This is a genomic window from Microbacterium sp. Clip185 (assembly GCF_028743715.1).
Taxonomy (GTDB): domain Bacteria; phylum Actinomycetota; class Actinomycetes; order Actinomycetales; family Microbacteriaceae; genus Microbacterium.
Genome location: NZ_CP117996.1, coordinates 2,842,890 through 2,858,320, shown reverse-complemented (window position 1 = coordinate 2,858,320; position 15,431 = coordinate 2,842,890). Strand labels below are relative to the sequence as shown.

At 70.8% G+C, this 15,431-nt stretch carries 11 protein-coding genes; 6 read left to right on the top strand and 5 right to left on the bottom strand.

Annotated elements, in window-relative coordinates:
- The first annotated feature begins 7 nt into the window (after positions 1–7).
- The 5 genes from treY (at position 8) to PQV94_RS13915 (ending at position 6,520) form a co-directional block, all read left to right on the top strand.
- Positions 8–2,356: a malto-oligosyltrehalose synthase gene (gene treY, locus PQV94_RS13935; RefSeq protein WP_274286369.1), complete on the top strand. Its 2,349-nt coding sequence runs from the start codon at positions 8–10 to the stop codon at positions 2,354–2,356.
- A 31-nt stretch (positions 2,357–2,387) separates the two neighbouring features.
- Positions 2,388–4,130, top strand: coding sequence for a malto-oligosyltrehalose trehalohydrolase (gene treZ / locus PQV94_RS13930; protein ID WP_274286368.1), 1,743 nt, complete (start codon positions 2,388–2,390; stop codon positions 4,128–4,130).
- Between the two features lie 44 nt (positions 4,131–4,174).
- Positions 4,175–4,417 (top strand): hypothetical protein, encoded by a 243-nt coding sequence (locus PQV94_RS13925; RefSeq protein ID WP_274286367.1) that lies wholly within the window; start codon positions 4,175–4,177, stop codon positions 4,415–4,417.
- A gap of 170 nt (positions 4,418–4,587) precedes the next feature.
- Positions 4,588–5,631 (top strand): isopenicillin N synthase family dioxygenase, encoded by a 1,044-nt coding sequence (locus PQV94_RS13920; protein WP_274286366.1) that lies wholly within the window; start codon positions 4,588–4,590, stop codon positions 5,629–5,631.
- Between the two features lie 97 nt (positions 5,632–5,728).
- Positions 5,729–6,520 (top strand): tryptophan-rich sensory protein, encoded by a 792-nt coding sequence (locus tag PQV94_RS13915; protein ID WP_274286365.1) that lies wholly within the window; start codon positions 5,729–5,731, stop codon positions 6,518–6,520.
- Between the two features lie 8 nt (positions 6,521–6,528).
- Here the strand turns inward: PQV94_RS13915 and PQV94_RS13910 are convergent, their stop codons facing one another.
- The 3 genes from PQV94_RS13910 to PQV94_RS13900 all read right to left on the bottom strand — a co-directional run bounded on the left by PQV94_RS13910 (position 6,529) and on the right by PQV94_RS13900 (position 8,734).
- The gene (locus PQV94_RS13910) at positions 6,529–7,251 is read right to left on the bottom strand and encodes a glutamine amidotransferase-related protein (protein ID WP_274286364.1); all 723 of its coding nucleotides are present in this window, start codon (positions 7,249–7,251) and stop codon (positions 6,529–6,531) included.
- A gap of 45 nt (positions 7,252–7,296) precedes the next feature.
- Positions 7,297–8,037 (bottom strand): LysR family substrate-binding domain-containing protein, encoded by a 741-nt coding sequence (locus PQV94_RS13905; protein WP_274286363.1) that lies wholly within the window; start codon positions 8,035–8,037, stop codon positions 7,297–7,299.
- A 289-nt stretch (positions 8,038–8,326) separates the two neighbouring features.
- On the bottom strand, positions 8,327–8,734 hold the full coding sequence (locus PQV94_RS13900) for a transferase (RefSeq protein ID WP_274286362.1): 408 nt from the start codon (positions 8,732–8,734) through the stop codon (positions 8,327–8,329).
- Between the two features lie 240 nt (positions 8,735–8,974).
- Between PQV94_RS13900 and PQV94_RS13895 the strand changes: the two genes are divergently transcribed.
- Positions 8,975–9,637 (top strand): YitT family protein, encoded by a 663-nt coding sequence (locus PQV94_RS13895; protein WP_274288291.1) that lies wholly within the window; start codon positions 8,975–8,977, stop codon positions 9,635–9,637.
- A gap of 298 nt (positions 9,638–9,935) precedes the next feature.
- Here PQV94_RS13895 and PQV94_RS13890 read toward each other — a convergent pair whose 3' ends face one another.
- Together PQV94_RS13890 and PQV94_RS13885 are read right to left on the bottom strand one after the other, a co-directional pair.
- On the bottom strand, positions 9,936–10,718 hold the full coding sequence (locus PQV94_RS13890) for a DNA-formamidopyrimidine glycosylase family protein (RefSeq protein ID WP_274286361.1): 783 nt from the start codon (positions 10,716–10,718) through the stop codon (positions 9,936–9,938).
- Positions 10,711–15,333 carry an ATP-dependent helicase gene (locus PQV94_RS13885; protein WP_274286360.1) on the bottom strand — a complete coding sequence of 1,541 codons (4,623 nt, stop codon included), beginning with the start codon at positions 15,331–15,333 and terminating at the stop codon, positions 10,711–10,713. The genes PQV94_RS13890 and PQV94_RS13885 overlap by 8 nt, the downstream gene beginning before the upstream one ends.
- Positions 15,334–15,431 lie beyond the last annotated feature (98 nt).

The window sequence follows — 15,431 nt, the reverse complement described above, 5'->3', positions numbered from 1 at the left end:
AGGACGCATGCTGCCCGCCTCGACCTACCGCCTGCAGATCCGTCCGAGCTTCGATCTGGATGCGGCCGCCGCCGTCGTCCCCTACCTCGCCGATCTCGGCGTGGGATGGGTCTACCTGTCGCCCCTGCTCAAGGCGACGACGGGATCCGATCACGGCTACGACGTCGTCGACCCCTCGCTCGTCGACCCCGCCCGAGGCGGGGGCGAGGCGCTCGACCGGTTCGTGGCCGCCGCTCACGATGCGGGGCTCGGTGTGCTCGTGGACATCGTTCCCAATCACATGGGCGTCTCGATCCCGCGCGAGAACCCGTGGTGGTGGGACTACCTGCGCCTCGGCGAGGCGTCCGTGCGCGCGTCCGCCTTCGATGTCGACCGTGCGCTCGATGACGGGCGGGTGCGGCTGCCGATCCTCGGCGCCCCGCTCGCGGACGTGATCGGCGAGATCACGATCGACCCCACGCCCGTTCCCGACGCCCCCGACGGACTCGTGCGGTACTACGACCATGAGCTCCCGCTCGCCCCGGGCTCGCTCGAGGGTCTCGAGCCGAGTGACGTCGCCGCGGTGCTCGACCGTCAGCACTACGAGCTGCGCTTCTGGCGTGACGAGGCCGCGCTGCTGAACTACCGCCGGTTCTTCGCCGTCACGACGCTCGCCGCCGTCCGCGTCGAGGACCCCCGAGTCTTCGACGACGCGCACGTCGAGGTCCTGCGATGGGTGCGCGAGGGGCTCGTGGACGGCCTGCGCGTCGACCATCCCGATGGGCTGCGCGACCCGGGCGGATACCTCGCGCGCTTGGCCGAGGTCACGAACGGCCTGCCGGTCTGGGTCGAGAAGATCCTGGAGCACGGTGAGGAGCTGCCCTCGTGGTGGCACACCGTCGGGACGACCGGTTACGACGCCCTCGGTGAGATCGAGCGGGTGCTCATCGACCCTGCGGGGCGTGCGGGACTCGACGCGCTGGATGCGCAGCTGCGCATCGAGACCGGTCTTGCGTCGGCGCCGTCGTGGGCCGAGCTCATCCACGGTACGAAGCGTCAGATCGCCGACACGATCCAGGCATCCGAGGTCGCGCGTCTGGTGCGCCTGCTGCCGATCCCCGTTCCCGGTGCCCGAGAGGCGCTGGCCGAACTCCTCGCACTGTTCCCGACCTACCGCAGCTACCTGCCTGCGGGGCTCGCGTGGCTCGACGAGGCGGCGGAGGCCGCATCCGCTGCCCGTCCCGAGCTCGCCGAGGCGATCGCCGCGCTCGTGCCGCTGCTCGCGGACGGCTCGAGCGAGCTCGCACAGCGCTTCCAGCAGACGACCGGGCCAGTCATGGCGAAGGGCGTCGAAGACACCGCGTTCTATCGCTACACCCGTCTCGGGTCGCTGACCGAGGTCGGGGGAGACCCCTCCGAGTTCTCGCTCGACATCGCGGGATTCCACGACGCCTTCGCGCGGAGGCAGGCATCATGGCCGCATTCGCTCACCACCCTGTCGACGCACGACACGAAGCGCGGCGAGGATGTGCGGGCGCGCCTCGATGTGCTCGCCGAGATCCCTGAGCGCTGGGCCGAGACGCTCGATGCGCTGCGCGAGGTCGCGACGACCGGCCACGGTCCTTTCGACGCGCTCCTGTGGCAGGCCATCGTCGGAGCCTGGCCGGCGAGCGCCGAGCGGCTCCACGCCTACGCAGAGAAGGCGGCGCGCGAGGCCGGTGACGCGACCAGCTGGCTCGACGTGAACGAGGACTTCGAGCAGCGGATGCACGCCGTCGTCGACGCGGCCTTCGGTGAGGCGCGTCCGGTCGTCGAGTCGCTCGTCGCCGAGATCGCCCCGGCGGGGTACTCCAACGGTCTGTCCGCCAAGCTCCTCCAGCTCGCGGGTCCCGGCATCCCCGACGTGTACCAGGGGTCCGAGCTGTGGGAGCAGTCGCTCGTCGACCCGGACAACCGCCGCCACGTCGACTTCGCCGCCCGCGCCGCGACCTTGGCGCAGCTGGATGAGGGGCTCGTGCCGCCCGTGGACGACACCGCGGCCGCCAAGCTCCTGCTGGTCTCCCGCGCCCTGCGCCTGCGCCGAGATCGCCCGCACCTGTTCACCCGCTACACGCCGGTGACCGTGACCGGTGAGGCCTCCGGGCACGCGGTCGCCTTCGACCGCGGCGGGGCGATCGCGGTCGCGACCCGGCTGCCCGTCGGTCTCGCGGCCCGCGGCGGATGGGGCGACGCCACGCTGCTGCATCCCGCCGGCGCCGTGCAGGACCAGCTGACCGGCCGGGTCTTCGACACCGAGCGGATCCCGCTCGCCCAGCTGCTGGCGACCTACCCGGTCGCGCTGCTCGCGCCGGTCGCGCTCGCGGCACCGCGCGGATGACGACCGACCCACGAGACGAGGACACGAGACGATGATCGAGCTCTGGGCGCCCAAGGCGCGGCGGGTGCGGATGCGCTCGGGTGCCGAGCTGGCACGCGAAACCGAGTTGACGGCGGGCGCCGACGGATGGTGGCGGGCGCCGGTGGATCTTGCCGACGGCGAGCGCTACGGGTTCGTGCTCGATGACGGCGAACTGCGCCCCGACCCCCGCTCGCGTCGCCAGCCCGACGGCGTGCACGCGGCATCCGCGTGGGTCGATGACGCTGCGTTCGCGTGGACCGATGCGGCGTGGACCGGTCGACAGCTGGCCGGCGGCCTGATCTACGAGCTGCACCTGGGCACGTTCACTCCCGAGGGCACGTTGGATGCCGCGATCGAGCGTCTGCCGCACCTGGTCGAGCTGGGTGTGAGCCACATCGAGCTGCTGCCGGTGAACGGCTTCAACGGGGTCTGGAACTGGGGATACGACGGCGTCGCCTGGTACGCCGTGCACGAGGCCTACGGCGGACCCGCAGGATACGCGCGCTTCGTCGACGCGGCCCACGCCGCCGGCCTCGCCGTCGTGCAGGACGTCGTCTACAACCACCTCGGCCCTTCGGGCAACTACCTGCCGGAGTTCGGCCCCTACCTGCGTGAAGGCACCCGCAACACGTGGGGCGACTCGGTGAACCTCGACGAGCCGGCCGTGCGTGCCTTCATCGTCGAGAACGCCCTGATGTGGCTCCGGGACTACCACGTCGATGCGCTGCGGCTGGATGCGGTGCACGCGCTCCACGACGAGCGGCCCGTCCACATCCTGCGCGAGATGGCGGAGGTCGTCGACGCGCTCTCCGCACACGTCGGACGCCCGCTCACGCTCATCGCCGAGAGCGACATGAACGATCCGACACTGATCCTGCCGCGCGAAGCCGGCGGCTACGGCCTCGCCGCGCAGTGGAGCGACGACTGGCATCACGCCGTGCATGTCGCGCTCACCGGCGAGACGAGCGGCTACTACGCGGACTTCGCCGCATCCGATGCGCTGGAGAAGGTGTGGACGCACGGGTTCTTCCACGACGGCACGTACTCCTCGTTCCGCGAGCGTCACCACGGGCATCCGATCCCCGCGGACGTGCCGACGTGGCGCCTCGTCACCTTCGCCCAGGACCACGACCAGATCGGCAACCGCGCCGCGGGCGATCGGCTGAGTGCGACGCTGTCACCCGACCGGCTGGCCGTCGCGGCCGTCCTGACGCTGACCGCGCCAGGCACGCCCATGCTCTTCATGGGCGAGGAGTGGGGCGCATCGACCCCCTGGCCGTTCTTCACCTCGCATCCGGAGCAATGGCTCGGCGAGGCGGTGCGGAAGGGGCGTGCGGAGGAGTTCGCGAAGACGGACTGGGACGAGTCCCTCGTGCCCGACCCGCAGGACCCCGCGACGTTCGAGAGCGCCAAGCTCGCGTGGGAGGAGGCCGAGACGGGCGATCATGCCCGCATCCTCGCGCTCTACCGCGACCTGGCTCGGTTGCGGCGTGAGCGGCCCGAGCTCACCGACCCTGAATCGGCGCACCTGAGCGCCGCGATCGAGCGACCGGATGCGGCCCCGTCGGCGCGGCGGTTCGTGCTGGGACGCGGGGCACTGCGGATCATCGTGAACCTCGCGGCCGATCCCTGGGATGTGCCGCTCGCCACGGCCGAGCGCGTTCTCCTGGCCACCGTGCCGGTCTCACCCGCTGCGGGAACGGTTTCCGTGCCGGCGGATGCCGCCGTGGTGCTCGGCGCGCCCCTGCCCTGAGGATAACTCGCGCCCGTTCGTGGGCTGAACGCTACGCTCCACGTATGACGACGAAACGAACTCAACGTTCGGGCGCGCTCGGCCTTTCCGTGGTCTTGGGGACGCTGATCGCTCTCGCGCCCGCCCTCTCCGCATCCGCCGCTGACCAGTGGTACTCCCGCCACTACCCGACCCAGTCGCAGTGCCACGCCGCTCTCAAGGCGTACCAGGCCGACGGGATCACCATCGTGAAGAACTGCCACTACCGCTCGATTCACGGACTCTGGGCGTTCATCTACACGCAATGACCCGACCGTGGCAGATGTAACGCGGGGGAAACGCGAGCCGTCTAGCCTGACGGCAGCGTTCATGTAAACACGCGCCGCGGCTCTCGCAAGCCGCGGTGGGAAACCGTGAAGTGGCTACCTCGATACCCATCGGTCGCCCTTCCGAGGGCGATCCCCATCCAGGAGTCGCCATGACCTTCCACGTCGCCCTCGTCGACATCACCGCGTACGTCCAAGCCGGCAGCCCCGAGGCGAAAGCCGAGGTCGCACGCGCGATCGACGACGCCTGCCGCACGGTCGGCTTCATCCAGATCACCGGACACGGGATCCCGGATGCGGTCACCGCCGGTCTGACCGACGCGATGGACCGCTTCTTCGCGCTCGATCTGGAGCAGAAGAAGACCTATCGCACGCCCCCGCAGATCAACCGCGGCTACAGCCCGCCCAAGTCCGAGTCACTCAGCCTTTCGTTGGGGGTCGAGTCCGCGAACCGGATGAACGACTTCTTCGAGGCGTTCAACGTCGGCGCCGCGCAGGCGGACTATCCCGCATGCCCGGATCTTCCGCAGCCGGAGTATGCCGACAACCTGTGGCCCGACGTCGGCGGATTCGAGGCGCAGGTGCAGGCGTACTTCGCCGAGGCGGCGCGTGTGGCACGCACGATGACCCGCATCTTCGCCGACGCGCTCGGACTGGAGCCCGACTTCTTCGACCGGCGCACCGGCCACTCCCTCGACGTCATGCGGATGAACAACTACGCGCTGCCGCCCGGGACCGACGTGACGCTGGACGGCGACCTGGTCGGCATGGGCGAGCACACCGACTACGGCATCGTGACGATCCTCTGGGCCGACCAGGTGAAGGGGCTGCAGGTGCTCGGCGCCGACGGATCGTGGAACGACGTCGCTCCCGCCGACGGCGCGCTTCTCATCAACCTCGGCGACGTGACGGCGCGTTGGACGAACGAGCGGTGGATGTCGACCCTGCACCGGGTGAAGCCGCCCGTGATCGACGGGACGATCGAGCGACGCCGATCGGCCGCGTTCTTCCACGACGGCGACGTCGATGCGGTCATCGAGACGGTGCCGTCCTGCGTCGACGCGGAGCACCCCGACCTGTACGAACCCATCACCGTGGGCGACCACATCCGTGCGAAGCTCGCGGGCTCGCGCGAAGGGAAGGCGAACGAGAAGGCGGAGCGGGAATCGCAGCGCGTGCTCTCGAGCTACCGCTGAACGCCGCGGGTCGATCCGCCCGTCGGCGCGACCGCTGACGGGCGACGGATTCTGTCAACCCCTGGCGCTGGATAGCTAGATTATCTAGCGTTATGGGATGAACGTCGCCACATCGCGCTCATCCGACCTCACGCGCCAGATCGCCGTCCTGGCCGCGACCGGCTTCATGCTGGTCGCGGCCATGGTCGGCACAGGCCTGTTCGGCGGCACGGCCGTGCAGGATCTGCAAGACGGTGCCCTCGACGCCGACGCGAGCTACCTCGCCCCCGCGAGACAGGCCTTCTCGATCTGGTCGGCGGTCTACCTGGGCCTCATCGCCTACGCCATCTGGCAGGCACTGCCGGGTCAGCGGGGGAGTGAACGGCAGCGACGCCTGGGCTGGTTGATCGCTCTGACCGAGGTGCTCAACGGACTGTGGCTCGTGTCAGCGCAGTTCACCACGCTGCCGCTGACCGTGCTCGTCATCGTGCTGCTTCTCGTCGCCCTCGCGATCACCTGGCGTCGAGCCATCACGCAGCCGCGCGAGGGCGCCGTCTCTGCCGTGCTGATCGACGGCGTCACGGGACTGCACCTCGGATGGGTGACCCTCGCGACGGTCGCGAACACCGCCGCGTGGCTCACCCGCATCCTCCCCGCCGGCGCCGAAGAGGCGGCCGATGTCTGGGGCGTGGTCGTGTTGATCGCCGTGGCGGCGATCGGATGCGGCATCGCCTGGTTCGGCCGCGTCGCCCCCTCGCTCGCTCTGTGCTGGGGACTGTCCTGGCTCGCCGTGGGTCGCCTGACCGATCAGCCGCACAGTACGGCGATCGGCGCGGCCGCCGTCTGCGCGGCGGTTCTCATCGCCCTCGTGACCGTCGTGCGTGCCGTGCGGCGACTGCGCCGGGGTTGACGGCCGGCTCAGAGGCGCGCGAAGGCGTGCAGGATGCGCGCGGGCTCGGTGACGGGCGATGCCAGCACCCGCGCCGCGACCGCGTCGAACTCGCTCGGATCGAAGTACCCGCCGTCGCGATAGATCCGCATGCGCGCCGTGAAGTCCTGCGGGGTGAGCTCGGGGTGGAACTGCGTCGTGTACAGGCTCTCGCCGACGCGGTAGGCCTGCACGGGGCAGTCCTGGTTCGTGGCGAGCAGCACGGCGCCCGGCGGCAGGATCTCGGTGCCCTCCTTGTGCGCCGTGAACGCGTCGAACCGCTCGGGCAGGTTCCCGAACACCGGATCGGCGCGCCCCGCATCCGTCAGAGCGACGGTCGTCGCCCCCGTGCCCTCGGGATACGTGTCGGCCACGGTGCCGCCGAAGACGCGGGTGACGACGCCGATGCCGTAACAGGTGAACATCGCCCGGGTCTCGCCGGATGCGGCGGCCTCCGCCACGCGGGCGAGATCGTCCTCCGCCCGGATCTGCACCGGGCCCTTGTCGGGCGTCGTCACATTGAAGGGGCTGCCGCCGATCACGAAGCCCGCATAGCGCTCGAGCGCGTCGGGTGCCAGGGGGTCTGCGACCAGATCCCAGGCGTGGAGTCCGTCCGTGTCGCGCCCCATCGCGACACGGAACGACGCCCACTCCGCCTGGGCCGCATCCCGCTGCGGGCGCGCGCAGAGGTACAGCAGCGGGCGGGGATCCATCCTGCGATTCTATGGCGCCGCTGTGGCGGCCTCCGCGGCGGTCGTTCAGTCGCGCGACGACTGTGCGGTGCGGCCTCGGAGGATGCCGATGAAGGTGTCGACGAGCGGAGACGCATCCTCGCGCGGCCACGCGAATCCGACGGGCGCGGGTGCTGCGCCCGAGAGAGCCCGATACTCGACGTCCTTGCGGTGGTGCAGTCGGGCGAGTGACATCGGGACGATCACGATGCCCACACCGGACGCGACGATCTCGATGGCATCCGCCGTCGTCCGCGGTGCCGCGAAGGCGGGCGCGAGGGTGCTGGCGATGTGCGGGTCCAGCACGTCGTCCGCCGGGACGACGAGCACCTCGCCCTCAAGATCCTCGGGCGTGAGCTCATCACCCGCGGCGAGGTGCGAGTCCGCCGAGAAGGCGACGACGATCGTCTCCTCGTAGAGCCGGATGAGATGCCAGCGCTCGGTGTCCACGGGTGGGCGCACCAGTGCCGCATCCACCCGGCCGCTCTGCAACGCCTCCTCCTGCGCGGCGACCTCGAGCGGCACGAGCTCGAGCGTCGTGCTCGGCATCCGCTCCTGCCAGATGTCGATCCACTTGCCGGGGGTTGCTCCCGGGATCGCGCCGAGGCGGAACGGCCCCTCGGGGATCGGGGGCGCCGGGGCCGGCTCGGGCTTCTTGGCTGGGGCGCGGGACGAGCCGCTCCTGGCGGGCCGATGAGAGCCGCCGCTGCGGGTCGAAGCGGAGCGCGCGGGCTTCTTTCCGCCCTTCGGTGCCCCTCGACCAGCCATGCCCCCAGGCTATCCCGCCCCCGGTCCGTGGCTCATGGTGTGGTTGCCGAGGGGCGCCACCGTCCGTAGCTCGGACCGGTGTGGTGCATGGCCGCCGAGGGGCGACACTTTCCCGCATCCGCCACAGTTCATCGCTGTCGCATCTGCGCAGAGCTGTGGCGTCTGCGCACATGCGACGCAACTCGGGCACCGACGGAGCGGACCCGAAACGGCAGTTCGCCTGTCACAACTCGCGCGGATGGGCGCAAGCTGTGACAGGCGAACGATGCGGGTGAAGGATGCGGTGCGCTCAGGCGGCGGAGCGAAGGCCCCGACGGTCGGTCGCGACGCGCTCACCCTGAGCGATGGTCTGGTCGTCGCCGATCAGCGAACCCCCGGCGACACTCGCCCCGGGGCCGATCTGCGTGCGCACGCCGATCTGCGCGCCGGCGCCCACGCGTGCGCGGGAGCCGATGTGCGCGTGCGGCGCGATCTTGACCTTCGGGCCGATGACGACGTCGCTCTCGATCCACGCGCCGCGGCCGACATAGACGTCGGCGGCGATCTGCGCGCCGGGCTCCACATAGGCGCCCGCTTCGACGACAGCCGTCGGGTGGACCTTCGCGCCGTTCGCGATGAGCCCACGTCCGTTCACGTGCTTGCGGTAGCGCAGCATCTCACCGCGCTCGTTCTCGATATCGATGTAGTTCTTGCCCACGATCGCCTCCTCCGGACCTCGAGGTGCCAGCACTGATCGAAACGATCCGGTACGGATTTTCATTCCCGCCCCGGCACTCTCCCGGCCTTGCACCTTATTCGGAGCCGACGCGGGATCGGATGCGGGTTGCGCCGCACGCGTCGACGACCTAACCGCCGCGCGGAGCAGGCTCATCCAGGTGGCACGATGGACGACGTGAACGAGCCGCATCCGGAGTCCGCCGAGCCCGCCGCTGATGCGATGGAACCGGAGCTCGGCGCACGCCCGAGCGCGCCCGAGACCGCCTCGACCCTGGTCTTCGACGTCAAGCAGACGGCGCACAGCGTGCCCGAGGACATCCTCGGTATCCTCACCGGGACCTTCGCGGCCTCGCTCGGTCTCTATCTGCTGCAATCGGCGGGCTCGGTCACGGGCGGCACCGCGGGCGTCGCCCTGCTGTTCGACTACGCGACGTCATGGCCGTTCTGGCTGATCTTCGCCGTCGTGAACTTGCCCTTCGCCGTGCTCGCGATCTGGAAGAAGGGCTGGGACTTCACCCTGCGCACGGCGGTCTCGATCGCGCTCGTGTCGGGGTGGTCGGTCGTGCACCACGCCCTCCTGCGTATCGAGGGTCTGGACCCGATCTACGGCACGCTCGGCGGCAATCTGCTGGCCGGCGTCGGTCTGCTGATCCTGTTCCGCCACAAGGCGAGCCTGGGTGGGATCAACATCGTCGCCCTGCTCATCCAGGAGCGCACCGGCTTCCGGGCGGGATGGACCCAGCTGATCCTCGACCTCGTGATCATCCTGATCTCGCTGCTGGTGATCCCGGCCCCCGCCGTGCTGTTGAGCGCGATCGGCGCCGTGCTGCTGAACCTGGTGCTCGCCATGAACCACCGCCCCGGCCGCTACATCGGCCACTGAGTCCTCGCTCGCCCGCATCCATGTCCCACTTGCTGCACTTCTGGGGCGGGATTCCGACGGCATGTCCCACTTTCCGCACTTTTGGGCCGGGATTTCTGCAGCAAGTGGGACATGGACTGCGGAAAGTGGGACATGCCGAGGTTGCGACGAAGGGCGGTGACCAGCGGCGGAAGTGACCAGCCGCGGAGGTCGGCAGCTCGGAGGCTCAGGGGCTCCGAGGCTCCGAGGCTCCGAGGCTCCGAGGCTCAGGGGCTCCGAGGTTCAGGGGCTCAGGCGGTCAGGGGCTCAGGAGGAGCGCTCAGGCGGGCGGGGGTTGGCAGCGCGGGCACCAGAACACGTTGCGCTCGGCGGTCGGCGAGGCGCCCAGCGCCGTCTCACGGATGAGGGTGCCGCACCGACGGCACGGCTTGCCGGCGCGGCCATACACCCAGGTGCGCTGTCCGGCGCGGTCCTGGCCGGTGAATGTGCGGGCCGGGCGGTCCCGGTTGGCGCGGATCATGCGCGCGCCGGTCTCGATCAAACCGGCGGCATCGATCTCGGTCGCGGGCGTCTCGGGGTGGATGCCGCGCACGAACAGCAGCTCGTTCGCGTAGACGTTGCCGAAGCCTGCCACGTTGCGCTGATCCAGGACGGCGACGTGGGCGGCACGCGTGTCAGCGCCGAGTCTGCGGACGGCCTCTGTCGCATCCCACGCCTCGCTGAGAGGGTCGGGGCCGAGGTAGCCGACGAGCTCGTCCTCCCGCGTCGTCGGTACCACCTCGATCATGGCCAGGTCGAAACCGACCGCATCCGCCGTCGCGACGCCGACGATCGCTCGGGCCTTGAAGGCGGGCTTTCGCCATCGCGCACCGGGGGCGTAGACGTGCCACTCGCCCTCCATCTTCAGATGCGAGTGGAGCGTGAGATCGCCGATCCGCGCCAGCAGGTGTTTGCCGCGCGGCACAACCGCGTGCACGGTCTGACCCTTGAGGTCGAGCGTCGCGAGCTGGGGTACACGCAGATCGAACCGCTCGACGACGCGTTCGGCCAGGGCAGCGTGCAGACGGGCCGCCGCGCGGTAGACGGTATCGCCCTCAGGCACGCGCCGTCCGCTCTGCTCGCGCGGCGTCCCCGGCGGTGAGCCGGCGCAGCGTCAGACCCCGGGTGGACTCGACGAAGCCGGCGTCGCGCAGCAGCCGTCCCAGTACCGTGCCGAAGACGAAGGCGCCGTCGACCTGCTCGATCGTGAGGGTCTCGAGCCGGCCCGCACGCGCCGTCTGGGCGAGCGATGTCGCCGCGGCGGCCAGCGCGTCCTCGTCGTCGGTGAAACTCAGCGCCGTCTTGCCGCCGCGCTCCAGGTAGAGCACGAGTTCGCCGTCGACGAGCACGACCAGCGCTCCCGCCTTGCGGCCAGGACGGTGCTTGACCCCCTCGCGCGCCGGCCAGCCGAGCGCTGCGCCATAAGGATTGGCGGGATCCGTCGCCGCGAGAGTCACGCCGGTGCGGGGCGGCGGGTCGCCCACCGCTGCGAACTCGCGGAGCCGGTCGATCGTCGCCGACGCGGCGAACTGCGCCGCTCCCAACTTCTCGATGAGGTACCCGCGTCGGCAGTGCCCGGCCTGCTCGAACTGGGCGAGCACGCGGTACGCCTGGGCGAATCCGCCGGGCAGGCCCTCGTTCTGCACGGAGCCGCGGGTCACGACGCCGTAGCGATCCAGCAGCAGCGATGCCGCGGCGGTGTGGCGCAGCGTGGGGTCGCTCTCCGGCGTCGGAAGCAGCGACCAGCGTCCGCCGACGGATGCGGGCCGCGCCGGCGCCGTCGGGCGCGGCATGCTCGCGCCGCGGAACATCCGCGCGCGGGGCGCTCGGCGGGCCACCCGATGCGCCTGGGATCCACCCGAGAGGAGTCCGCGCACGGGCGCGAAAGTATCGTTGGTCACCCGGCCCGCCCAAGCCAGCCGCCAGAGGGCATCGACGACGGACTGCTCGTTCTCCGCCTGCGCGAGCTCTCGCACCTGCGCCGCGAAGTATGCACCGCCCGCGGCGAGCACGTCGAGGATGCGGGCATCGAGCGAATCGGCGGCGATCTCATCGTCGGGGACGGCCAGTGTGAGGGATGCGGCATCGGCGGGATGCAACGACACCCATCCGTCGCGGCCCGGGAGTGCACCGTGTCCGGCCCAGACGACCTCGCCCGTCGCCGTCAGCTCGTCGAGCATCGACGGGGTGTAGTCCCTGACCCGCGAGGGCAGGATGAGGGATTCCCAGGCGCTCGCGGGGATCGGGACGCCCGCGAGCTGCTCGATGACAGCGAGCGTTCCGTCGATCCCCTCCAGGGGCCTCGTGACGTGCTGCCAGACCGGGAGGAAACGCGCGAAGGCGTCGGGGGAGACGGGCTCGACGCTGCCCCGGATGGCAGCCAGTGACCGCATCCGCAGCCGCCGCAGCACCTCGCTGTCGCACCACTCCGTGTCATCGCTGCGGCGCGCAGCGGACTCGGGCAGGAAGAAGCCGCTCGTGACCCGCCCCGACGACTCCAGGCGCTGCAGCGTGTGCCGCGCGACCGCCACCCCGACGCCGAAGCGCTCGGCCACCTGGTCGGCGGTGAACGGACCGTGCGTGCGTGCGTGCCGGGCGACCAGGTCGCCGAGCGGATCCGCCACCGGCTCGAGGAACGCCACGGGCAGTCCCACCGGGAGGGCGGCGCCGAGCGCGTCGCGCAGCCGGCCCGCATCCTCGATCGCGGCGATGCGCTCCGCACCGGCGATCCCGACCCGGATCGCGCGACGGCTCTCGACCAGCTCCGCGGCGTACTGCGCCGCCTGCTCGCCATCGGTCAGGCGCTGTGCCAGCTCGTCGACGGCGAGAGGGCCGAGCAGGCGCAACAGATCGGCGACGCCTTCGACACCGTGGGCCTTGCGCTCGTCGTCGAGTCGCTGGGCCTCGCGTTCGAACTGCGCGATGACGTCGGGATCGAGCAGCTCACGCATCTCGATCTTGCCGAGCAGCTCGCCCAGCAGCGCCGGGTCGACCGACAGCGCGGCGGCACGACGCTCGGCCAGCGGCGAGTCGCCCTCGTACATGAACGCGCCGACGTAGCCGAACAACAGGTCGCGGGCGAACGGGGAAGGCTGCGACGTCGTCGTCTCGACCAGGCGGATGCGGCGGTCCGCGATCTTGCGGGCGATGCCGGTCAGCGCCGGAAGGTCGTAGACGTCTTGCAGCACCTCGCGCAGGGTCTCGAGGATGATCGGGAAGGTGGGGTGGCGGCGCGCGACCTCGAGCAACTGCGCGGAGCGCTGTCGCTGCTGCCAGAGGGGGCTGCGACGGTTGGGATTCGTGCGCGGCATGAGCAGGGCGCGGGCGGCGCACTCGCGGAATCGCGACGCGAACAGGGCGGAGCCCCCCACCTCGTCCGTGACGATCTGTTCGAGTTCGTCGGGGTCGAACACGAACAGTTCGGCGCCCGGGGGCTCGGCCTCGGCATCCGGGACGCGGGCGATGATCCCGTCGTCGCTGGCCACGGCGGACCCTTCGACCCCCAGTCGCTCCCGGATGCGGGCGTTCACCGCCAGCGCCCACGGTGCGTGGACCTGCATGCCGTACGGGGAGTGGAGGATGACGCGCCAGTCGCCGACCTCGTCACGCCCGCGCTCCACGGTGAGCGAGCGATCGGTCGGGACCGATCCGGTCGCCTCACGCTGCTCCGCGAGGTAGGCGAGCAGGTTGTCCTGCGCGAAGGCATCCAGCCCGGCCTCGGACAGCCGCTCCCGGGCGCGGGCGGGTTCGGCAGCCGACACCTCGCGCGAGAAGGCGCCCAGGGCCTCGCCGAGCTCGGCAGGCCGGCCGAGTCCGTCGCCGTGCCAGAACGGGACCTTGCCGGGCTGTCCGAACGCCGGCACGACGTTGACGCGGTCGTGCGTGATCTCGACGATGCGCCAGCTGGTCGTGCCGAGCGTGAACACGTCGTTGACCCGCGACTCGTAGACCATCTCCTCGTCGAGCTCGCCGACACGGGCGTTCTGGCTCTCGCCCGCGACGAACACGCCGAACAGGCCCCGGTCGGGGATCGTTCCGCCGCTGGTCACGGCGATCCGCTGCGCGCCCGGACGGCCGGTGAGCGTGCCGTGATCGCGGTCCCACACGAGCCGGGGCCGGAGTTCCGCGAACTCGTCGGACGGGTAGCGGCCTGCCAGAAGATCGAGCGTCGCCTCGTAGGCGGAGCGGGGGAGCGTGCGGAAGGGGGCGCTTCGCCTGACGGTCTCGAACCAGTCCTCGACCTCGATCGCGCCCCGTGCGGCCGCCGCGACGGTCTGCTGGGCGAGGATGTCGAGCGGGTTCTGCGGCACGCGGATCGACTCGATCCGACCCGCCAGCATCCGCTCGGTGACGATCGCGGTGTGCAGGACGTCTCCGCGGTGCTTCGGGAACAGCGCCGCGCGGCTCACCTCGCCCACCTGGTGGCCGGCGCGACCGATGCGCTGCAGCCCGGAGGCTGCCGACGGAGGCGCCTCGACCTGGATCACCAGATCGACCGCACCCATGTCGATTCCGAGCTCGAGGCTGCTCGTGGCCACGACGCAACGCAGCACTCCCGACTTCAGCTCGTCCTCGACGATGGCACGCTGCTCCTTGGAGACCGAGCCGTGGTGGGCCTTGGCGAGCACCGGTTCGGCACCGGCGGTGGCACCCGCCTGCGCCATCACCGCTGCGGGCACGGCGGGGTCGGGCAGGTCGAGTCCCAGCCGTTCGCTGTAGATCTCGTTCAGGCGTCCCGTGAGCCGCTCGGCGAGCCGACGGGAGTTCGAGAACACGATCGTCGAGCGGTGCTGAAGGATGCGGTCGACGATCGCCTCTTCGACGTGCGGCCACAGCGACCCCGTGATCTCGGTGCTCTCGCCGCCCGAGGCGAACCAGTCTTCGCTCTCGCTCTCTCCGTCCGCCTGTTGTCCCGGAGGCGGCGGCGGGTGCAGCATGTCGTCGACCGGCACGACGACCGTCATGTCGAAGGCCTTCGTGGCGCGCGGGGCGACGATGTCGACGGGTGCCGCACCTCCGAGGAAACGCGCGACCTCATCGATCGGGCGGACGGTGGCCGACAGGCCGATGCGCTGCGCCGGCGTCTCCAGCAGCGCATCGAGGCGTTCGAGGCTGACGGCCAGATGCGCGCCGCGCTTGGTGGCAGCCACTGCGTGCACCTCGTCGATGATGACGGTGTGCACGCCGCGCAGGGTCTCTGACGCCTGGCTCGTGAGCATCAGATAGAGCGACTCGGGCGTCGTGATGAGGATGTCGGGCGGATCGCTCACGAGCTTGCGTCGATCCGAGGACGTTGTGTCGCCCGAGCGCACACCGACGCGCACATCGGGAGCGGCGAGGCCCAGGCGCCGGGCGGACTGCCCGATTCCCACGAGCGGGGAGCGGAGGTTGCGCTCCACGTCGACGCCGAGCGCCTTCAACGGGGAGATGTACAGGATGCGGGTGCGCGGTGCATCCTTCGCCGGTGTCGGGGACTGCGTCCGCTCCCGGAACACGCTGTCGATCGCCCAGAGAAAGGCGGACAGGGTCTTTCCGGAGCCGGTGGGAGCGACGACGAGCGCGTGGCGCCCCTGGGAGATCGCGTGCCAGGCGCCGGCTTGCGCGTCGGTCGGCGCGGCGAAGGCGCCTCGGAACCAGTCCTGCGTGGCAGGCGAGAACTGGCCGAGCACATCACTCACCCGATCATTGTGGCTGTAGCCGCCGACACCCGGGCGGGGATTGCGCTCAGAGCGCATGCCTAGACGCCTGTTGCGCCCAGGTCAACGGGGTGCGGGAC